The 21,227-nt window shown below is 58.7% G+C and carries 16 protein-coding genes; 11 read left to right on the forward strand and 5 right to left on the reverse strand.

Annotated elements, in window-relative coordinates:
* Genes thiB through thiQ form a run of 3 tightly spaced genes read left to right on the forward strand, consistent with a single transcriptional unit; the run spans position 1 to position 3,255 of the window.
* Entirely contained in the window at positions 1-984 is a 984-nt protein-coding gene (thiB, locus tag ABLU78_RS06175; protein ID WP_048230119.1) for a thiamine ABC transporter substrate binding subunit, read from the forward strand.
* Positions 960-2,570, forward strand: a complete 1,611-nt coding sequence (gene thiP, locus ABLU78_RS06180) for a thiamine/thiamine pyrophosphate ABC transporter permease ThiP (RefSeq protein ID WP_048230117.1) — start codon at positions 960-962, stop codon at positions 2,568-2,570. The genes thiB and thiP overlap by 25 nt, the downstream gene beginning before the upstream one ends.
* Entirely contained in the window at positions 2,554-3,255 is a 702-nt protein-coding gene (thiQ, locus tag ABLU78_RS06185) for a thiamine ABC transporter ATP-binding protein ThiQ (RefSeq protein ID WP_045386022.1), read from the forward strand. The genes thiP and thiQ overlap by 17 nt, the downstream gene beginning before the upstream one ends.
* Here the strand turns inward: thiQ and ABLU78_RS06190 are convergent.
* Both ABLU78_RS06190 and araC read right to left on the reverse strand, forming a co-directional pair.
* Positions 3,242-4,009, reverse strand: a complete 768-nt coding sequence (locus ABLU78_RS06190) for a DedA family protein (protein ID WP_015368276.1) — start codon at positions 4,007-4,009, stop codon at positions 3,242-3,244. The genes thiQ and ABLU78_RS06190 overlap by 14 nt on opposite strands.
* A gap of 128 nt (positions 4,010-4,137) precedes the next feature.
* Positions 4,138-4,983, reverse strand: a complete 846-nt coding sequence (gene araC / locus ABLU78_RS06195; protein ID WP_015368277.1) for an arabinose operon transcriptional regulator AraC — start codon at positions 4,981-4,983, stop codon at positions 4,138-4,140.
* Positions 4,984-5,317: 334 nt separating this feature from the next.
* On the opposite strand from araC, the gene araB reads away from it, so the two are divergent.
* From araB to rluA, 6 genes are all read left to right on the forward strand, one after another.
* Positions 5,318-7,027: a ribulokinase gene (araB, locus tag ABLU78_RS06200; RefSeq protein WP_048230115.1), complete on the forward strand. Its 1,710-nt coding sequence runs from the start codon at positions 5,318-5,320 to the stop codon at positions 7,025-7,027.
* 10 nt (positions 7,028-7,037) lie between these two features.
* Positions 7,038-8,540, forward strand: coding sequence for an L-arabinose isomerase (gene araA, locus ABLU78_RS06205; protein ID WP_015368279.1), 1,503 nt, complete (start codon positions 7,038-7,040; stop codon positions 8,538-8,540).
* A 53-nt stretch (positions 8,541-8,593) separates the two neighbouring features.
* Complete coding sequence (araD, locus tag ABLU78_RS06210; RefSeq protein WP_015368280.1) at positions 8,594-9,289, forward strand: L-ribulose-5-phosphate 4-epimerase; 696 nt, start codon at positions 8,594-8,596, stop codon at positions 9,287-9,289.
* Positions 9,290-9,368: 79 nt separating this feature from the next.
* Positions 9,369-11,726, forward strand: a complete 2,358-nt coding sequence (gene polB / locus ABLU78_RS06215; RefSeq protein ID WP_048230114.1) for a DNA polymerase II — start codon at positions 9,369-9,371, stop codon at positions 11,724-11,726.
* Between the two features lie 131 nt (positions 11,727-11,857).
* Complete coding sequence (gene rapA, locus ABLU78_RS06220; RefSeq protein ID WP_045376408.1) at positions 11,858-14,764, forward strand: RNA polymerase-associated protein RapA; 2,907 nt, start codon at positions 11,858-11,860, stop codon at positions 14,762-14,764.
* Positions 14,765-14,776: 12 nt separating this feature from the next.
* The gene (gene rluA, locus ABLU78_RS06225) at positions 14,777-15,436 is read left to right on the forward strand and encodes a bifunctional tRNA pseudouridine(32) synthase/23S rRNA pseudouridine(746) synthase RluA (protein ID WP_048230112.1); all 660 of its coding nucleotides are present in this window, start codon (positions 14,777-14,779) and stop codon (positions 15,434-15,436) included.
* A 62-nt stretch (positions 15,437-15,498) separates the two neighbouring features.
* On the opposite strand, the gene citX is transcribed toward rluA, so the two are convergent.
* Positions 15,499-16,038, reverse strand: a complete 540-nt coding sequence (gene citX, locus ABLU78_RS06230) for a citrate lyase holo-[acyl-carrier protein] synthase (protein WP_032716004.1) — start codon at positions 16,036-16,038, stop codon at positions 15,499-15,501.
* Between the two features lie 169 nt (positions 16,039-16,207).
* Entirely contained in the window at positions 16,208-17,572 is a 1,365-nt protein-coding gene (locus tag ABLU78_RS06235) for a 2-hydroxycarboxylate transporter family protein (protein ID WP_015368284.1), read from the reverse strand.
* Positions 17,573-17,847: 275 nt separating this feature from the next.
* Between ABLU78_RS06235 and ABLU78_RS06240 the strand changes: the two genes are divergently transcribed.
* Together ABLU78_RS06240 and ABLU78_RS06245 are read left to right on the forward strand one after the other, a co-directional pair.
* The gene (locus tag ABLU78_RS06240; protein WP_032713342.1) at positions 17,848-19,473 is read left to right on the forward strand and encodes a sensor histidine kinase; all 1,626 of its coding nucleotides are present in this window, start codon (positions 17,848-17,850) and stop codon (positions 19,471-19,473) included.
* Entirely contained in the window at positions 19,463-20,161 is a 699-nt protein-coding gene (locus tag ABLU78_RS06245; protein WP_045386012.1) for a response regulator, read from the forward strand. Before ABLU78_RS06240 ends, ABLU78_RS06245 begins: the two co-directional genes overlap by 11 nt.
* Before the next feature lie 32 nt (positions 20,162-20,193).
* Here the strand turns inward: ABLU78_RS06245 and djlA are convergent, their stop codons facing one another.
* Positions 20,194-21,021, reverse strand: a complete 828-nt coding sequence (gene djlA, locus ABLU78_RS06250; protein ID WP_348820266.1) for a co-chaperone DjlA — start codon at positions 21,019-21,021, stop codon at positions 20,194-20,196.
* Positions 21,022-21,227 lie beyond the last annotated feature (206 nt).

A 21,227-nucleotide genomic window follows, 5' to 3' on the forward strand; every position in this document is an offset into this window, starting at 1 on the left:
GTGTTGAAAAAACTGCTTCCCCTGCTGGCGCTGGTCGCCGCCCCGGTCTTTGCTAAACCGGTCCTGACCGTTTACACCTACGATTCATTCTCCGCCGACTGGGGGCCTGGCCCGGCGGTGAAAAAGGCCTTTGAGGCCGATTGCGGCTGCGAACTGAAATATGTCGCCCTCGAAGATGGCGTATCGCTGCTTAACCGGCTGCGAATGGAAGGCAAAAACAGCAAAGCCGATGTCGTGCTCGGCCTTGATAACAATCTGCTGGCAGCGGCGGCGCAGAGCAAACTGTTTGCCAAAAGCGGCGTGCCGGCCAGCGCAGTCACGGTACCCAGCGGCTGGGATAACGATACTTTCGTGCCTTACGACTACGGCTACTTCGCCTTCGTGTATGACAAAAACAAGCTGAAAAATCCGCCGAAAAGTCTGAAAGATCTGGTCGAGAGCCCGCAGAAATGGCGCGTGATTTACGAAGACCCGCGCACCAGTACGCCGGGGCTCGGCCTGTTGCTGTGGATGCAAAAGGTGTATGGCGATAAGGCGCCGGAAGCCTGGCAGAAGCTGGCGGCCAAAACCGTCACCGTCACCAAGGGCTGGAGCGAAGCTTACGGCCTGTTCCTGAAAGGCGAAAGCGACCTGGTGTTGAGCTACACCACCTCGCCGGCTTATCACCTCATCGAAGAGAAAAAAGATAATTATGCCGCGGCGGACTTTACCGAAGGCCACTATCTGCAGGTTGAAGTCGCCGCGCGTACCGCCGCCAGCAAGCAGCCGGAACTGGCGGAGAAGTTCCTGAAATTTATGGTCTCGCCAGGCTTCCAGAACGCCATCCCCACCGGCAACTGGATGTACCCGGTGACCCAGGTGGCGCTGCCGGCTGGCTTCAACACGCTGACCAAACCGAAAACCACACTGCAGTTCACCCCGCAGCAGGTCGCCGCTGAACGTCAAAACTGGATCGGTTCATGGCAACGCGCCGTCAGCCGCTAAGTTTCGGCTGGCTGATCCCCGGCGCCGCGGCGGCCTGCTTACTGGTCATCGTAGCGCTGGCGGCGTTTCTGGCGCTGTGGCTGGAGGCGCCGCAGGCGCCCTGGCAGACGATCCTCAGCGATAGCTATCTCTGGCACGTCGTACGCTTTTCTTTCTGGCAGGCGTTTTTGTCGGCGCTGTTTTCGGTAGTGCCGGCGATATTCCTTGCCCGCGCCCTGTATCGCCGCCGCTTTCCGGGGCGCACGCTGCTGCTGCGCCTGTGCGCGATGACGTTGATCCTGCCGGTTCTGGTGGCGGTGTTCGGCATCCTCAGCGTCTATGGCCGCCAGGGTTGGCTCGCCGCGCTGTTCCACGCGCTCGGCTGGCAATGGGATTTCTCGCCGTATGGCTTACAGGGTATCCTGTTAGCCCATGTGTTCTTTAATATGCCAATGGCGACCCGCCTGCTGCTGCAGGCGCTGGAAAACATCCCCGGCGAACAGCGGCAAATCGCCGCTCAGCTCGGCATGCGCGGTTTCGTCTTCTTCCGTCTTGTGGAATGGCCGTGGCTGCGTCGACAGATCCCACCGGTGGCCGCGCTGATCTTTATGCTGTGCTTCGCAAGTTTTGCCACCGTGCTGTCACTAGGCGGCGGGCCGCGGGCCACCACCATTGAGCTGGCTATCTATCAGGCGCTGAGCTTTGATTACGACCCGGCACGGGCGGCGCTGTTAGCGATTATTCAAATGATCTGCTGCCTTGGGCTGGTGCTGCTGAGCCAGCGCCTGAGCAAAGCCGTGGCGATCGGTGCCAGTCAGGTGCAAGGCTGGCGCGACCCCGACGACCGTCTGCATAGTCGCCTGTGTGATTATGCGCTAATCGCGCTCGCTCTGCTGTTGCTGCTTCCGCCGCTACTGGCGGTGATCGTCGATGGTCTCAACGTCAATCTGCCGAAGGTGCTGGGCCAAGCCGCGCTATGGCAGGCGCTGTGGACCTCGCTGCGTATCGCTATCGCCGCCGGTGTGCTCAGCGTCATTCTGACCATGATGCTGCTGTGGAGCAGTCGCGAACTGCGCGCCCGCAACCTGCCGCTGACCGGGCAGACGCTGGAGCTCAGCGGTATGCTCATCCTCGCCATGCCGGGGATTGTGCTGGCGACCGGTTTCTTCCTGCTGCTCAATAACAGCGTCGGCCTGCCGGAATCCGCCGACGGGATTGTCATCTTTACCAACGCGCTGATGGCTATCCCCTATGCCCTGAAAGTGCTGGAAAATCCAATGCGCGATATTGCCGCCCGCTATGGCGCTTTGTGTCAGTCGTTGGGGCTACAAGGTTTTAATCGGCTGCGGGTGGTGGAGGTGCGGGCGCTGAAACGGCCGCTGGCGCAGGCCCTGGCTTTCGCCTGCGTACTGTCAATCGGCGACTTCGGGGTGGTGGCGCTATTCGGCAATGAATCTTTCCGCACGCTGCCGTTCTATCTGTATCAGCAGATCGGCTCCTACCGCAGCCAGGACGGCGCGGTCACCGCCCTCCTGCTCCTGTTGCTGTGCTTTATCCTTTTTACTTTGATCGAGAAACTACCGGGACGCGATGCTAAAACTCAATGATGTCACCTGGCTGTATCAGCACTTGCCGATGCGCTTTACGCTCAGCGTCGAGCGCGGAGAGCGCATCGCCGTGCTCGGTCCCAGCGGCGCCGGAAAGAGCACGCTGCTGAATCTGATTGCCGGGTTTCTGCCCCCCGCCAGCGGTAGCCTACAGATCGACGGCGAGAAGCATAACGCCACGCCGCCGGCACAGCGTCCGGTTTCTATGCTGTTTCAGGAGAACAACCTGTTTAACCATCTCACCGTCCGGCAGAATATTGGCCTCGGCATTCACCCCGGCCTGAAGCTGAACCGCGAGCAGCGCGCGCAGGTCACGGCGATAGCCGGACAGATGGGAATGGATACGCTGCTGGATCGCCTGCCTGGCGAGCTATCCGGCGGCCAGCGGCAGCGGGCGGCGCTGGCCCGCTGTCTGGTGCGCCAACAGCCGGTGCTGCTGCTTGATGAACCCTTCTCGGCGCTTGATCCGGCACTGCGCCAGGAGATGCTAACGCTGGTCGCCGATGTCTGTCAGCGGCAGCAGTTGACGCTGTTGATGGTATCGCACAGCGTGGAGGATGCGGCGCGCATTGCGCCTCGCTCCATCGTGGTCGCCGAAGGGCGCATTGCCTGGGACGGCGCCACTGACGACCTGTTAAGCGGCAACAGCAGCGCCTCGGCGCTGTTGGGAATTAGCGCGAAATGACCTTATGCAGTATCTCAAGGTAGACCGGCATCAGGGGGTGGCGGAAGACAAACGTTAGCGCCGCTACCGCCAGCGTCACCATCAACGGCGTCAGCCACAGCAGGCGTCCACGCGGTAACCAACGGGTCAGACGATCGCCGGAAGTTTTCGCGCTCCGCCACAGCCGCCAGCACAGCCAGCCCGCCAGCCACGCCAGCAGCGCCGCGCCCAGCAGCAGCCACTTGAAGCTGGCGCTGTTTTCATCGGCAGGAATATCTATCGCCGCCCCCGCCAGAATGCCGGGGAGGAAATAGAGCGGCGGCCAGAGCAGGCAGCCAATAATATTCGGCAGCACGAACTTCGCTACCGGCAGGTCGAGCATCCCGGCGACCATCGGCACCAATGGCCGCGTCGGCCCGACAAAGCGGCCAATCAGAATCGTCACCATGCTGTGCTGGTGCAGCGCGTGTTCGGTTTTCTCCAGCAGCGCGCGATTTTTTTTCATAAACGACCAGCGGTGTAACGGCTTTTTAAAGCGCCAGCCGAGCCAGAATGAGATCCAGTCTCCCAACAGGCAGCCGACAATCCCCGCCAGCCACGCCTGCCAGAAGTTAACTTCGCCGCTGCCGATAAGCGCCCCCAGACCAGCCATCATGACCGTGCCGGGTAAGATAAGCCCCACCAGCGCCAGCGACTCAAGAAATGCCACCAGCATCACGGCTATCAACGAGTAGACCGTGGATTGGGTGATAAAGTGTTCCAGCAATGCCTGCATAATGTACCCGGTTAAAAAACGAAGCCCGGATTCTCCGGAGCCGTCACGTCGTCGTCAAGCCACCAATTGTCTTAATAGTTTACTGGCTGTGACATTTAAGCGGGTCATCATTTCACTTTCTTTACTTTTTATTCACATCCTGCGCGGAATTCACTGGGACTGGCGCCGGTGCATTTTTTAAAGACTCGCGAAAAATAGAGCTGATCTTCGAAGCCAACGTTGCGGCCGACGCTGGCAATCGGCATCCGGGTGGTACTCAACAGCAGTTTGGCCTGGCTAATTCGCTGGTCTTCCCGCCAGCCAAGTACGCTTATCCCCAACTGCTGGCGAAACAGATGCGACAAACGAGAAGGCGACAAACAGACGTGCTGGGCGACGCTGGCGATATCGAAATGGCTGTCCGCCAGATGGTCGCTGATGTACTGACAGGCATCGCGCACCCGGTTATCCAGCGGCGGATGCAGCGATTCGTTAATCGCCTCCATGCGCCGCAGTAGCAACTGTTCCAGCAGGTTAATCGCCAGCAGTTCGGAATAGCGCCCCGCCCCCTGCCCGGCGTCAACGATCTGCCCGAACAGTTCGCCAAACCGCGCCTGCCATTGTTCATCCGGGCGGAAAAAACCGGTATGGGCGAAGATCGTCGGCCAGTTGAGCCATTCATGCCAGTAGGCGCGTGGGCGGAAATAGACCCACTGGTGATACCACTCGCTGGCGTCGGGATGGCGGCCATAGTGGTGAATCTCCCCCGGCGGAAACAGCAGCATATCGCCGGGACGACAGACGAACTGCTCGCCGTGGTTGTTGATCACCCCCTCGCCGCGGATCGTCAGGTTGAGAATATAGCCTTTCATGCCCAGCGGGCGGTCGATAAAGAAATCGAGATATCCCTGCGCCTCAATCGGCGTCAGGCCGGTGACCAGATGGGCGTTAAAGGAGTAGCCCGGCAGCAGCGGATCGTTTTGCGTTTCGGCCATAAGCGTCGTTCTCCACGAGTTTTTTGACACCAATTGTCCATATTCATCATTTTATCGCCATCCACGCTGTTTCGACTGCGATACCGGTGGGAATTTAGACAAAAACCCGCACAGCTAGCGAAAAAAGCGCTACCAGCACGCATTCCGCGTTGATCCAGCGCATAACAAAAGTGTCTATAAATACGGCAGGAAAGTCCACATCGAATATTTGCACGGCGTCACACTTTGCAAGGTGACAGCAATATAATCCATAAGATTAGCGAATACGGCCTGACGGATTTGGCCGGGGATATCTACTGTTGCTGCATGAATGATTTCAGCATGGAGTAACAAGATGGCAATTGCGATTGGCCTCGATTTTGGTAGTGACTCAGTACGCGCGCTGGCGGTGGAATGCGCTACCGGCGCGGAACTGGCCGCGAGCGTAGAGTGGTATCCACGCTGGCAGGAAGGGCTGTTCTGCGATGGGCCGAATAACCGCTTCCGCCATCACCCGCGTGATTACATTGAATCCATGGAATCAGCGCTGAAAAGCGTACTGGCGGCATTAAGCGCTGAACAACGGGCGACGGTGGTCGGTATCGGCGTCGACAGCACCGGCTCAACCCCGGCGCCGATTGATGCAGACGGAAACGTGCTGGCGCTGCGCGAAGAATTCGCTGACAACCCGAACGCCATGTTCGTGCTGTGGAAAGATCACACCGCGGTGGAAGAGGCGGAGGCCATCACCCGCCTGTGCCACGCGCCGGGTAAAGAAGACTACTCGCGCTATATCGGCGGCATCTACTCCAGCGAATGGTTCTGGGCCAAGATCCTTCACGTCACTCGCGAAGATAGCGCCGTCGCGCAGGCCGCGGCGTCGTGGATTGAGCTTTGTGACTGGGTACCCGCCCTGCTTTCCGGCACCACCCGTCCGCAGGATATCCGTCGCGGTCGCTGTAGCGCCGGACACAAATCGTTGTGGCACGAAAGCTGGAGTGGACTGCCGCCCGCCAGCTTCTTCGACGAACTCGACCCGATTATTAACCGCCACCTTGCCTGGCCACTATTCCGCGACACCTGGACTGCGGATCTCCCCGTCGGCAACCTGACCGCCGAATGGGCGCAGCGCCTCGGTCTGCCGGAAACGGTGGTCATTTCCGGCGGCGCCTTCGATTGCCATATGGGCGCGGTCGGCGCCGGCGCGCAGCCTAACGCGTTGGTTAAAGTGATCGGCACCTCCACCTGCGACATTCTGATCGCCGATAAACAGAGCGTGGGCAACCGCACGGTGAAAGGTATCTGCGGCCAGGTGGACGGCAGCGTGGTGCCGGATTTCATCGGTATGGAGGCCGGTCAGTCGGCATTCGGCGATATCTATGCCTGGTTTGGCCGCATTCTCGGCTGGCCGCTGGAACAGCTGGCCCAACAGCACCCTGAATTGCGCGAGCCAATCAAAGCCAGTCAAAAACAGCTGCTGCCTGCGCTCACCGAAGCCTGGGCCAATAATCCCTCCCTCGATCACCTGCCGGTGGTGCTGGACTGGTTCAACGGCCGCCGCACGCCAAACGCCAACCAGCGGCTGAAAGGCGTTATTACCGATTTAAATCTGGCCACCGACGCCCCGGCATTGTTCGGCGGATTGATTGCCGCCACCGCCTTCGGCGCTCGCGCCATTATGGAGTGCTTCACCGATCAGGGCATTCCGGTGAATAACGTGATGGCGCTCGGCGGCATCGCGCGCAAGAACCAGGTCATCATGCAGGCCTGCTGCGACGTCCTGAACCGCCCGCTGCAGATTGTCGCCTCCGATCAATGCTGCGCGTTGGGCGCCGCCATCTTCGCCGCCGTCGCCGCGGGCGTCTATCCGGATATCCCTGCCGCGCAGCGCAACATGGCAAGCGAGGTGGAAAACACCCTGCAGCCGCGCGCGCAACAGGCGCAACGTTTCGAACAACTGTATCAGCGCTACCAGCAGTGGTCGGCTAGCGCGGAACAACACTATCTCCCTTCGGCTGCAAAGGCGGAAAACGCCCCGCAATCTCCGGCAGCGCTCACCCATTAAGGATACGAAAATGACGATTTTTGATAACTATGAAGTATGGTTCGTAATTGGTAGCCAGCACCTGTATGGCCAGGAGACCCTACGCCAGGTGACGAAACATGCCGAACATGTGGTGAATAGCCTGAATGCGGAAGCAAAACTGCCGTGCAAGCTGGTGCTGAAACCACTCGGCACCACGCCGGATGAAATCACGCATATTTGCCGCGACGCCAACTACGATGATAAATGCGCCGGATTAGTGGTCTGGCTGCACACCTTCTCGCCGGCGAAAATGTGGATTAACGGCCTGACGCTCCTCAACAAGCCGCTGCTGCAATTCCATACCCAATTCAACGCCTCCCTGCCATGGGACAGCATTGATATGGACTTTATGAACCTCAACCAGACCGCGCACGGCGGCCGCGAATTCGGCTTTATCGGCGCGCGCATGCGTCAGCAGCACAGCGTCGTCACCGGCCACTGGCAGGATAAAGAAGCGCACCAGCGAATCGGCGCGTGGATGCGCCAGGCGGTTTCTAAGCAGGATACCCGTCATCTGAAAGTGTGCCGCTTTGGCGATAACATGCGCGAAGTGGCGGTAACCGACGGTGATAAAGTGGCGGCGCAGATTAAGTTCGGCTTCTCGGTCAACACCTGGGCGGTCGGCGATCTGGTGCAGGTGGTGAATAGCATCAGCGACGGCGATATCAACGCGCTGGTCGATGAGTACGAAAGCAGCTACCGCCTGACGCCAGCGGCGCAGGTGCACGGCGATAAACGCCAGAACGTGCTGGACGCCGCGCGCATCGAACTGGGGATGAAACGCTTCCTTGAGCAAGGCGGTTTCCACGCCTTTACCACCACCTTTGAAGACCTTCACGGCCTGAAACAGCTGCCGGGTCTCGCCGTACAGCGCCTGATGCAGCAGGGCTACGGCTTTGCCGGCGAAGGCGACTGGAAAACCGCCGCTCTGCTACGCATCATGAAAGTGATGTCGACCGGTCTGCAGGGCGGCACCTCCTTTATGGAGGATTACACCTATCACTTCGACAACGGCAACGATCTGGTGCTGGGCTCGCACATGCTGGAAGTGTGCCCGACTATCGCTACCGCCGAGAAGCCGATCCTCGACGTCCAGCCGCTGGGAATTGGCGGTAAGGCCGATCCGGCCCGTCTGATCTTCAACACCCAAACCGGCCCGGCGATCGTCGCCAGCCTGATTGATTTAGGCGATCGCTTCCGCCTGCTGGTCAACACCATCGAAACCGTCGCGACGCCGCACGATCTGCCGAAGCTGCCGGTGGCCAACGCGCTGTGGCAGGCGCAACCGGATCTGCGTACCGCCTCGGAAGCCTGGATCATCGCCGGCGGCGCGCACCATACCGTCTTCAGCCATGCGCTAACCCTCGACGATATGCGCCAGTTTGCCGAGCTGCAGGATATTGAACTGACCGTCATCGACAACGACACCCGCCTGCCGTCGTTCAAAGACGCGCTGCGCTGGAATGAAGTCTATTACGGTAGCAAACGCTAAGCGCACAAGCATAATGCCCGATGACAATCCGCTCATCGGGCAGGGAGAACAAGATGTTAGAAGATCTCAAACGCCAGGTGCTGGAGGCCAACTTAGCGCTACCGCAGCATAATCTGGTGACCTTAACCTGGGGTAACGTCAGCGCCGTCGATCGTGACAAAGGGGTATTGGTTATTAAACCCTCCGGCGTGGATTACGGCCTGATGACCGCTGACGACATGGTCGTCGTCAGCCTGGAAACCGGTGAAGTGGTGGAAGGCAACAAAAAGCCCTCTTCCGATACGCCGACCCATCGCCTGCTGTATCAGGCGTTTCCGACGCTTGGCGGGATTGTGCATACCCATTCGCGCCACGCCACCATCTGGGCGCAGGCCGGACAATCTATTCCGGCGACCGGCACCACCCACGCAGACTATTTTTATGGCCCGGTCCCCTGCACCCGGTTGATGACCGATGCGGAGATCAACGGCGAATATGAGTGGGAAACCGGCAACGTGATTGTCGAAACCTTCCGTCAGCAGGGAATCGATCCGGCGCAAATGCCCGGCGTGCTGGTGCATTCCCACGGCCCGTTTGCCTGGGGTAAAAACGCCGAAGACGCGGTACACAATGCCATCGTGCTGGAGGAGATCGCCTATATGGGGATCTTCTGCCGCCAGCTGGCGCCGCAGTTGCCGGATATGCAGCAGACGCTGCTCGATAAGCACTATCTGCGTAAGCACGGGGCCAAAGCCTACTACGGCCAGTAATCACCCCTGTATAAAACCCCAGCACCCATCGTGAAACCAGGCTATAATCAGGCCTGGTTTTTTATCGTTGAGAGCACGCGTGACGCAGCCGCAAGCAGGATTTTTACTCACCCGTCACTGGCGGGATACCCCGCAGGGAACGGAACTGGCCTTCTGGCTGGCGACCGATAACGGCCCGCTGCAGGTCACGCTGCCGCCGCAGGAATCCGTCGCGTTTATTCCCGAAGCGCAGCGGTCGCAGGCTGAACGTCTGCTGCAGGGTGAAAACGGCTATCGTCTGGCCCAGCTCGCGCTAAAAGATTTCCATCGCCAGCCGGTTTTCGGCCTGTACTGCCGCGGCCATCGCCAGCTGATGCGGCTGGAAAAAAAGCTACGTGAAAACGGCGTCACCGTTTACGAAGGCGATATCCGCCCGCCGGAGCGTTACCTGATGGAGCGCTTTATCACCGCCCCGGTTTGGATAGAAGGCGAAACGCGCGGTTCACAGCTGGTTAACGCGCGCATGAAACCGCATCCGGACTATCGCCCGCCGCTGAAATGGGTCTCGCTGGATATCGAAACCAGCCGCCACGGCGAGCTCTACTGCATCGGCCTGGAAGGCTGCGGCCAGCGGGTGGTCTACATGCTGGGCCCCGAGCCCGCTACGCCGCCGGATGTGGGCTTCAGCCTGGTCTACGTTGCCAGCCGTCCGCTGCTGCTGGAAAAGCTCAACGCCTGGTTTGCCGAACACGATCCCGACGTGCTGATCGGCTGGAACGTGGTGCAGTTCGATCTGCGGGTCCTGCAAAAACACGCCGAGCGCTACCGCATCCCGCTGCTGCTCGGCCGCGGCAATAGCGAGCTGGAGTGGCGCGAGCACGGTTTTAAGAACGGCGTCTTTTTCGCCCAGGCCAACGGCCGGCTGATTATCGACGGCATCGAAGCGCTAAAATCGGCGTTCTGGAACTTCTCCTCATTTTCACTCGAGGCCGTCGCCCGCGAGCTGCTGGGCGAAGGTAAAGCTATCGACAACCCGTGGGATAGGATGGACGAAATCGATCGCCGCTTTCATGAAGATAAACCGGCACTGGCCACCTATAACCTACAGGATTGCGAGCTGGTGACACGGATCTTTCACAAGACGGAGATCATGCCGTTTCTGCTCGAACGGGCGACGGTTAACGGTCTGCCCGCCGATCGCCACGGCGGATCGGTCGCCGCCTTCAGCCATCTCTATTTCCCGCGCATGCACCGCCTGGGTTACGTGGCGCCGAATCTCGGCGAAGTTCCCCCGCAGGCCAGTCCCGGCGGCTACGTCATGGACTCCCGCCCCGGCCTGTATGACTCGGTACTGGTGCTGGACTACAAAAGCCTGTATCCGTCGATCATCCGCACCTTTTTAATCGATCCGGTCGGCCTGGTTGAAGGGCTGGCGCAGCCCGATGACCGCCACAGCACCGAAGGATTTCTCGGCGCCCGCTTCTCGCGCGAAAAGCACTGCCTGCCAGGCATCGTCGGGCAGATCTGGCACGGTCGCGATGAAGCCAAGCGTCAGCATAATAAGCCGCTGTCACAGGCGCTGAAGATCATCATGAACGCCTTTTACGGCGTGCTGGGGACCAGCGCCTGCCGCTTTTTCGATCCACGGCTGGCGTCGTCGATCACCATGCGCGGCCACGCGATCATGCGCCAGACCAAAGCGCTGATTGAAGCCCAGGGCTATGACGTTATCTACGGCGATACCGACTCCACCTTCGTCTGGCTCAAGCGCCCGCATAGCGAAGCGCAGGCGGCGGAAATCGGCCGCAAGCTGGTTGCCTATGTCAACGACTGGTGGGCGCAGGAACTGGGTAAAAGCCAACTGACCAGCGCGCTGGAGCTGGAGTATGAAACCCACTTTTGCCGCTTTTTAATGCCGACGATCCGCGGCGCCGATACCGGCAGTAAAAAACGTTATGCCGGGATGATTCAGGAAGGCGATACCCAGCGCATGGTGTTCAAGGGGCTGGAGACGGTACGCACCGACTGGACGCCGCTGGCCCAGCAGTTTCAACAGGAGCTGTATCTACGCATCTTCCGCCATCAGCCGTATCAGGATTATGTGCGGGAGACTATCGCCAGGCTGATGAACGGCGAGCTCGATGAGCAGCTGGTTTATCGCAAGCGCCTGCGCCGACCGCTGGCAGAGTATCAACGTAACGTGCCGCCGCACGTGCGCGCCGCGAGACTGGCGGATGAACACAACGTGAAGCTTGGGCGGGCGCAGCAGTATCAGCAGCGCGGCACCATTAAATACGTCTGGACTACCGGCGGCCCGGAGCCGGTGGATTACCAGCAGTCGCCGCTCGATTACGATCACTATCTGTCAAAGCAATTGCAGCCGGTGGCGGAAGGAATCCTTCCCTTCGTCAACGACGACTTTGCTACAATAGTGACAGGACAACTGGGGCTATTTTGACAGGTGACTAACACCGCGGCATCCAGTACCATAGCGCCCTTTCCATTCCTGGACCCAATTTTGATTCCTCAGCGTAACTATGCTGAGGATGCACTATTGCCTGCAATTAAAGAACAAAGAGCCGAACACATATGCCTTTTACACTTGGTCAACGCTGGATTAGCGATACAGAGAGCGAACTAGGACTAGGGACAGTGGTAGCGCTGGATGCGCGCATGGTCACTCTCCTTTTCCCCGCCATCGGCGAAAACCGTCTGTACTCTCGCAACGATTCCCCGATTACCCGCGTGATGTTTAACCCGGGTGATACCATTACCAGCCACGAAGGCTGGCAGCTCCACGTTGACGAAGTAAATGAAGAAAATGGGCTGCTGTCCTACACCGGCACCCGCCTGGATACGCAAGAAGAACATGTTACCCTGCGCGAAGTCCTGCTCGACAGTAAGCTCGCCTTCAGCAAGCCGCAGGACCGCCTGTTCGCCGGGCAAATCGACCGGATGGACCGCTTTGCCCTGCGCTACCGCGCGCGTAAGTTCCAGAGCGAACAGTACCGCATGCCGTGGAGCGGCCTGCGCGGCCAGCGCACCAGCCTGATCCCGCATCAGTTGAACATTGCCCACGACGTAGGCCGTCGTCACGCGCCGCGCGTTCTGCTGGCCGATGAAGTGGGCTTAGGTAAAACCATCGAAGCCGGGATGATCCTCCACCAGCAGCTGCTCTCCGGCGCCGCCGAGCGCGTGCTGATCGTGGTCCCGGAAACCCTCCAGCACCAGTGGCTGGTGGAAATGCTGCGCCGCTTCAACCTGCGCTTCTCGCTGTTCGACGACGAACGCTATGCCGAAGCGCAGCACGACGCCTACAACCCGTTCGAAACCGAACAGCTGGTGATCTGCTCCTTAGACTTCGTACGCCGCAGCAAGCAGCGCCTGGAGCACCTGTGCGACGCCGAGTGGGACCTGATGGTGGTCGATGAAGCGCACCACCTGGTGTGGAGCGAAGAGGCGCCGAGCCGTGAATATCAGGCCATTGAACAGCTGGCCGAACGCGTGCCGGGCATCCTGTTGTTGACCGCGACGCCGGAACAGCTGGGCATGGAGAGCCACTTTGCGCGCCTGCGTCTGCTGGATCCAAACCGCTTCCACGATTTTGAACAGTTTGTTGAAGAACAACAAAACTATCGCCCGGTCGCCGACGCCGTCGCCCTGCTGCTGGCGGGCAACAAGCTGAACGATAATGAACTCAATACCCTTGGCGATCTGATCGGCGAGCAGGACATCGAGCCGCTGCTGCAGGCTGCCAACAGCGATCGTGAAGATGCTCAGGCCGCGCGTCAGGAGCTGGTTTCAATGCTGATGGACCGCCACGGCACCAGCCGCGTGCTGTTCCGTAACACCCGTAACGGCGTGAAAGGTTTCCCGAAACGCGAGCTGCACACTATTCGTCTGCCGCTGCCGACCCAGTACCAGACGGCTATCAAGGTCTCCGGTATTATGGGCGCGCGCAAAACCGCGGAAGAGCGCGCGCGCGACATGCTCTATCCGGAGCAGATCTATCAGGAATTTGAAGGCGATACCGGTACCTGGTGGAACTTCGATCCGCGCGTCGAGTGGCTGATGGGTTACCTGACCAGCCACCGTTCGCAGAAGGTGCTAGTGATTTGCGCCAAAGCCGCCACCGCGCTGCAGCTGGAGCAGGTACTGCGCGAGCGCGAAGGTATTCGCGCCGCGGTATTCCATGAAGGCATGTCGATTATCGAACGCGACCGCGCCGCAGCGTGGTTTGCCGAAGAAGACACCGGCGCGCAGGTGCTGCTGTGTTCCGAAATCGGCTCCGAAGGGCGTAACTTCCAGTTCGCCAGCAACCTGGTGATGTTCGACCTGCCGTTTAACCCGGATCTGCTGGAGCAGCGTATTGGCCGTCTCGACCGTATCGGCCAGGCGCACGATATCCAGATCCACGTGCCGTATCTGGAGAAAACCGCGCAGTCGGTGCTGGTGCGCTGGTATCACGAAGGCCTCGACGCCTTCGAACATACCTGCCCGACCGGCCGTACCGTCTACGATAGCGTTCACGACGACCTGATTAACTACCTTGCCGCGCCGGAATCCACCGATGGCTTCGACGATCTGATCAAATCCTGCCGCCAGCAGCATGAAGCGCTGAAAGCGCAGCTGGAACAGGGCCGCGACCGTCTGCTGGAGATCCACTCCAACGGCGGCGAAAAAGCGCAGGCTCTGGCTGAGAGCATCGAAGAGCAGGATGACGATACCAGCCTGATCGCCTTCTCGATGAACCTGTTCGATATCGTCGGCATCAACCAGGATGACCGCGGCGAAAACCTGATCGTCCTGACCCCGTCCGATCATATGCTGGTGCCGGATTTCCCGGGCCTGCCGGAAGATGGCTGCACCATCACCTTCGAGCGTGACGTGGCGCTGTCGCGTGAAGACGCGCAGTTCATCACCTGGGAACACCCGCTGATTCGCAACGGTCTGGATCTGATCCTCTCCGGCGATACCGGCAGCAGCACGATTTCGCTGCTGAAGAACAAGGCGCTGCCGGTCGGCACGCTGCTGCTGGAGCTTATCTACGTCGTCGAAGCGCAGGCGCCGAAGCAATTACAGCTTAACCGCTTCCTGCCGGCGACCCCGGTTCGCATGCTGCTGGATAAAAACGGCAACAACCTCGCCGCGCAGGTGGAGTTCGAAAGCTTCAACCGCCAGCTGAGCGCGGTCAACCGCCACACTGGTAGCAAGCTGGTCAATGCGGTGCAGCAGGACGTTCACGCGATTCTGCAACAGGGCGAAGCGCAGATCGCCAAAGCGGCGCAGGCGCTGATCGACGCGGCGCGTAACGAAGCCGATGATAAACTGACGGCGGAACTGTCGCGTCTCGAAGCGCTGAAGGCGGTGAACCCGAACATCCGTGACGACGAACTGGCGGCGATCGAAAGCAACCGCCAGCAGGTGATGGATGCGCTGGCGCAGGCCGGATGGCGTCTGGACGCGCTGCGTCTGATCGTCGTCACTCACCAGTAACGGAACGCGAAAATGGCGATGGAAAACTACAATCCGCCGCAGGATCCCTGGCTGGTGATTCTGTATCAGGATGAGCACATTATGGTGGTCAACAAGCCGAGCGGCTTGTTGTCCGTGCCCGGCAGGCTGGAGGAGCATAAGGATAGCGTGATGACGCGTATCCAGCGCGATTTCCCGCAGGCCGAATCGGTGCATCGCCTGGATATGGCCACCAGCGGCGTGATTGTGGTGGCGCTGAATAAGGCCGCCGAGCGTGAACTAAAGCGTCAGTTCCGCGAGCGCGAGCCGAAAAAGCAGTACGTCGCCCGCGTCTGGGGTCATCCGCAGCCTGCGGAAGGTCTGGTGGATTTACCGCTAATTTGCGACTGGCCGAACCGGCCAAAGCAGAAGGTGTGTTACGAAACCGGCAAAGCGGCGCAAACCGAGTATGAAGTGCTGGAGTACGCGGAGGACAACACCGCCCGCGTGTGCCTGAAGCCGATTACCGGGCGCTCGCATCAGCTTCGCGTGCATATGCTGGCGTTAGGGCATCCGATCCTCGGCGACCGCTTTTACGCCACGCCGGAGGTGCTGGCGATGGCTCCGCGCCTGCTTCTGCACGCCGAAACGTTAACCATCACCCATCCAGCCTACGGCAACGCGATGACCTTCCGCGCGCCGATCGACTTTTAAGTCATTATCCGGACGCCCCCGGTTGCGCTACGCCGCCGGGGAAATCGCTAACGCTAACGCGATTAATCGCGGGCGAACCACGCATCAATCATCTGTTCAACGCGAGCGACCACCAGCCCGGTGTCGTGACGACGGCTGCGCGCGCAGGCGTGGGCCGGTTCATCGCACAGCAGGCAGCGGCGCATCGCTTCGCCCTGCGCCTGGCGGCTAATCAGCCCCGCTTGCGGACAAATGACATCGATATCCCACAGGCGACCCAGCGGATGATTCTGTTCCAGTTCGCTGCATAGCGCTTTGATCTCTTCCGCGGAGTGCTCAACGCACCACATCGCTTCCGGGCCGGTAGGCAGCCACAACACCTGGCGGTCGATCGTTTTCCAACGCTGCTGCCACAGAAGTTGGTCACAGGCCTGCAGCGCAACACCCATCATATTGCGATAGCGAATACTGTCTTTTACCGCCCCTGGCGTTACCAGGGTGAGAGAAATGACCGGTTGTTGATAATGGTTGAGCCAGTCTTGTTGACGGGCTGCGCGCTGCTCTTTCGCCGCCAGCAGATTTTCCATGCTGACGCCCGCCCGGGCGGGAGTATGCACTGACATTCTTTCCTCTCCTTTAATGATCAAAAAGGCAGCGCGGAGCTGCCGTCGCTATCGCGGATAACGCCGCCTATTGTATCGCTAATTGCACAGAATTTAGGGCGCAGGACAAAGAAATTTTCTTCGTCCTGCGGAGGGAAATGGCAGTTTTTGCTATTAGCGCAGCACTAAATCACGATAAGAAATGACTTAAGAACAGCAGCCCTAACGACACATTAATCGCGCCGCCGATACGGGTGGCTATCTGGGCGAAGGGCATCAGGTTCATACGGTTGCCGGAAGTCAGGATGGCGACGTCGCCGGTGCCGCCCTGCCCGCTCTGGCAACAGGAGACAATCGCCACGTCGACCGGATGCATCCCCATTTTTTTGCCGACGAAGAACCCGGTGGCCACCAGCGCCGACACGGTGCAAACAATGACCAGCAGGTTGGTCAGCGTGAAGGCGTTTACCAGCTCCTGCCACGGGGTAATCGCCACGCCAACGGCAAACAGAATCGGGTAAGTCACCGCGGTACGGAAGAATTTATACACCACCTGCGAGCCCTCCTGCAGACGCGGCGAAACGACATTCGCCAGCTTCAGCAGCACCGCGAGGAACAACATGCCAACCGGCGCCGGCAGGCCAATCAATTTGTGTCCCAGCATGCCCATCATATACAGCAGCACCGCCAGCAGCGCGCCAGAGGCCAGCGTCGCCACATCCGTTTTACCGCCAAATCCTTCGCTTTCGCTCAGGCTGCGGGTTTCATTACTGCGGTTCGGCATTAGCTGGCCTTCGCCGGTCAGATGCGGGAAGCGTTTACCAAGCTGGTTCAGACAGCCGGCGATGACAATCGCCGTCAGGCTGCCCAGCATCACCATCGGCAGCACGCGTCCCAGCGCAACGCCCTGATCCATATGCATCAGCGCCGCATAGCCAATCGACAGCGGGATCGCCCCCTCGCCCACGCCGCCGGCCATAATCGGCAGCACGATAAAGAAGAAGACCTGGAACGGATCCATCCCCAACAAACTGCCAACTCCCACGCCGACCAGCATACCGACAACTTCGCCGCACAGCATCGGCAGGAAGATCTTCAGGAACCCCTGAATCAACGTGGTGCGGTTCATGCTCATAATGCTGCCAACGATAATGCAGCAGATGTAGAGATAAAGAATATTGGTCGATTTATAGAATTTGGTGGTGGATTCAACCACCACATCCGGCAGCAGGCCGTAATGGACCAGCGCGGAAGGAATAAAGGTGGCGCAAATCGCCGCCGCGCCAAGCTTACCAAGTACCGGCAGGCGCTTGCCGAACTCGCCGCAGGCAAAACCGAAGAAGGCCAGCGTCGCCACCATCACCACGATATCGCTCGGCAGCTTACCGCCAAGGCAGTCCAGCGCGATAAGACCGCCGGCCAGCAAAAATAGCGGCAGCGGGATAATCCCCACTTTCCAGCTATCCATCACGTGCCACCAGCGCTGCTTCAGCGAGGCCTTCGGTTTGTTAATAGGTTCAAGGGTTGCAGAGAATGCGTTGTCTGTGGTGCTCATAAATTCAGCCCTGTAGTTATTATTCCTGTTCAGGGTAGAGGGGGGAGCACGGCGTTAATGTGAGAAAAGGCAGATTAAAAAAGAAGTTTTAATGGTCATTATGGTTTTTATGGTTTCTATTGACTCTAGTGATATATATCTAATTTCTTAGCGTGGTTTTTATGGTTTTTTTAATAACCGGATAATTACCCTTTATAAATAGGTGCCAGTAGATAAATTGTCCCTCTGGCCGCTGACGATATCGTTGCCGCATCTCAAATACTGTGCGCATAACTATGAAAGTTTCATTTCAATTTAAGCTGTTCATCTCCCTGGTGGCCTTTTTCTCCATCTTATTCGCTCTGCTTGGCGTTTATTATTATCTCGACGCCAGCCGCCAGCTGTATCAGGAAATGAGCGCCAGGGCGAAAATTCAGGCCGAAGAGATTGCGCTGATGCCCAATCTGCGCCAGCAGGTTAGCCTGCACGACCCGCAGGCTATCGGCGCCTTCATGAAGCAAATCGCCGTCCACAGCGACGCCAGCTTTATCGTCATCGGTGATGATAAAGGCGTGCACCTGTTTCATTCCGTCCACCCGGAATGGGTCGGCACCCGCTTAGTGGGCGGCGATAACCAGGCGGTGCTGGAAGGCAAAACTATCACCACCATCCGTAAAGGTGGTTTAGGCGTCTCGCTACGCAGTAAAACGCCCATTGTCGATGATAACGGGAGGGTGATTGGCATTGTCTCCGTCGGCTATCTGACCAGCTATCTCGACAGCATCACCGTGCAAAAGGTGGTGAATATTTTTGTCGCCGCCATTCTGTTGCTGATCGCCCTGTTTATCTTCTCCTGGTATTTTACCCGCAGTATTAAAAAACAGATTTTTTCGCTGGAGCCGCGCGAAATTGGCCTGCTGGTACGCCAGCAAAAAGCGATGATGGAATCGATTTTCGAAGGGGTTATCGTTATCGACAGCCAGCGACGGATTGAGGTGATTAACCACGCCGCCCGCAGCCTGCTGGGGCTTAAGCAGCCCGCGCATCTGCTGCGCGGCAAATCGATTGATAGCGTGATCGCCCCTCAGCCGTTCTTCGCCAGCGGCGCAATGCTGGCGAATGATACTCACGATGAACTGTGTCGCTTTAATCAGTTGACGGTACTCGCCAGCCGGGTGCGCATCATGCTGGAAAACTCGCTGCAGGGTTGGGTGATCACCTTCCGCGACCGCGATGAAATTAACGCCCTCACCGCTCAGCTAAGCCAGGTAAAACGCTATGTCGATAACCTGCGCATTATGCGCCACGAACAGCTCAACCGCATGACCACGCTCTCCGGCCTGCTGCATATGGGCCACTACGACGAAGCTATTCGCTATATACAGGCGCAATCGGAGCATGCCCAGGAGCTACTGGACTTCATCTCCTCGCGTTTCCGCTCGCCGACGCTATGCGGCCTACTGCTGGGTAAAGCCACCCGCGCCTATGAAAAAGGCGTTGAACTGAGCTTTGATCCGGCCTGCCGTATCGATCGCCCGCTGTCGTCGCTGATGGAGTCGGAACTTATTTCGATCATCGGCAATCTGCTGGATAACGCCATTGAAGCCACGCAACGCGCCGAACTACCGCACGAGCCGGTCGAGGTACTGATTCAACTCAACGCCCGCGAGCTGATGATTGAGGTGGCCGACCGCGGTGTCGGTATCCGCCCGGATATCCGCGAGCGTATTTTTGAACGTGGAGTGACGACGAAAACCCGTGGCGATCACGGTATTGGTCTGTATCTTATTGAACATTATGTGACTCAGGCTGGCGGCACGATTGAAGTCGCCGATAATGCGCCGCGCGGAACGATATTTACTCTGTTTATTCCCGCCGACCCGCCAGCCCATCCGCAACCGGAGACCAACGATGCATCATGATCTGGTCGATGTGCTGATCATCGAAGATGAAAACGAGCTGGCCCGCCTGCACGCCGAGCTCATTCAGAAACACCCGCGCATGCGGCTGGCGGGAACGGCCGCCTCGCTTTCCCAGGCGCGGCAGATGCTCAACGCCAGGCCGCCGCAGCTGGTCCTGCTGGATAATTATCTGCCGGACGGCAAAGGCGTTACGCTGATGACCGACCCGCTTCTGGCCAACGCCAATTGTTCGGTCATTTTCATCACCGCCGCCAGCGATATGGAAACCTGCAGCCAGGCGATACGCAATGGCGCCTTCGACTACATTCTCAAGCCGGTCTCATGGAAACGGCTGAGCCAGTCGCTGGAGCGCTTTATTCAGTTTTATGACCAGCAGCGGGAATGGAAAATCGTCGATCAGCAAAACGTTGATTCCCTGTATCAGCTGCAGGCCAAAAATTTTCGCGCCGATAACGGCAGCAAGGGCATCGAGGAAAAGACCCTGGCGCTGGTGCAAAATTTATTTCATGGCCGCGAAACGCACTGCTTTTCAGTGGACGAAGTGGTCAACGAAACCGGACTGAGCAAGACCACTGCCCGTCGTTATCTCGAGCACTGCGTAGAAGTGAGTTTTCTGGAAGTGGAAATGCTGTACGGTAAGATTGGCCACCCGCGGCGGATGTATCGCCGCGCGCAGGGTGCGAACTAAGGCCTCTCCCCGCAGGAGAAGCCTTACAGGATTCAGAAGCCGCGCTGCTCTTTGATGAGCTCCCAGGCTTTCTGGATCTCCTGCGCTTTCTGCTTCGCCATTTCCATCATCTCCGGCGGCAGCCCTTTGGCCACCAGCTTGTCCGGATGATGCTCACTCATTAATTTACGATAGGCGCGCTTGACGGTTGTGGCATCATCGGTCGGTTTCACGCCGAGCACGTTACAAGCGTCTTCAAGAGTCGGGCCGCGTTGCGCCTGCTGCCAGCCGCCATTGCCGCCGCGCTGACCATAGGATTGCTGCTGCGAACCGCCGCCGAACTGCGCGCCGCCCTGCATCATACGCAGGAACTGTTCGAACTGCGCGCGCGAGATACCGAGCTCATCGGCGATAACAAACAACACTTCGCGCTCATTGGGATGTAATTCGCCGTCGGCGAAGGCCGCCTGCAGCTGAATTTCCAGAAACATCCTAATTAAATCGAAGCGACCGAAACAGACGCTGCGCAGCTGACGCATTTTCTCGCGCAGCGGATAATTATCGGCCTTACCGGCGCGAAAAGCCTGCTGCGCCGCGGTGCGCGACTCGCCGTGCAGGTTCATTCGATCCATCAGAACATTCGCCACATGAATATCGGCTTCCGTGACGCGACCTTTCGATTTAGTCAGATGCCCCATCACTTCAAACGTGGTGGAAAAGAACAGCGACTGCCGCTCCTGCTGGTTGGCAAATAAATTCAGGCGACGGCTACGAGCGCGGTCAAACATATGCCCCACTAATAAGCCAAGCACCACGCCCCAGAAGCCGCCGCCCATCAATAATGCAAACGCGACACCAATCACTTTACCCAAATACTGCATAGACTCCCCAATCTTTCTGCTACCCGTTAAGCTATATATGACCGCACGTTACCAAGCGCTGACGCCACGGTCATGTGGGACATCGCCTATAATTTGCTTTATCATACTCGCCATTCTACACGGTGCCTAACGCTCAGAAACGAAACGAGCGGATAAGACTAGCGCGATTAAGATGAGTACGTTAGGCTCTGACCGTTTGCAAGCCG

Origin of the sequence: Klebsiella sp. JN_Kp122, assembly GCF_040062085.1 — a bacterium.
Classification (GTDB): Bacteria; Pseudomonadota; Gammaproteobacteria; order Enterobacterales; family Enterobacteriaceae; genus Klebsiella; species Klebsiella aerogenes.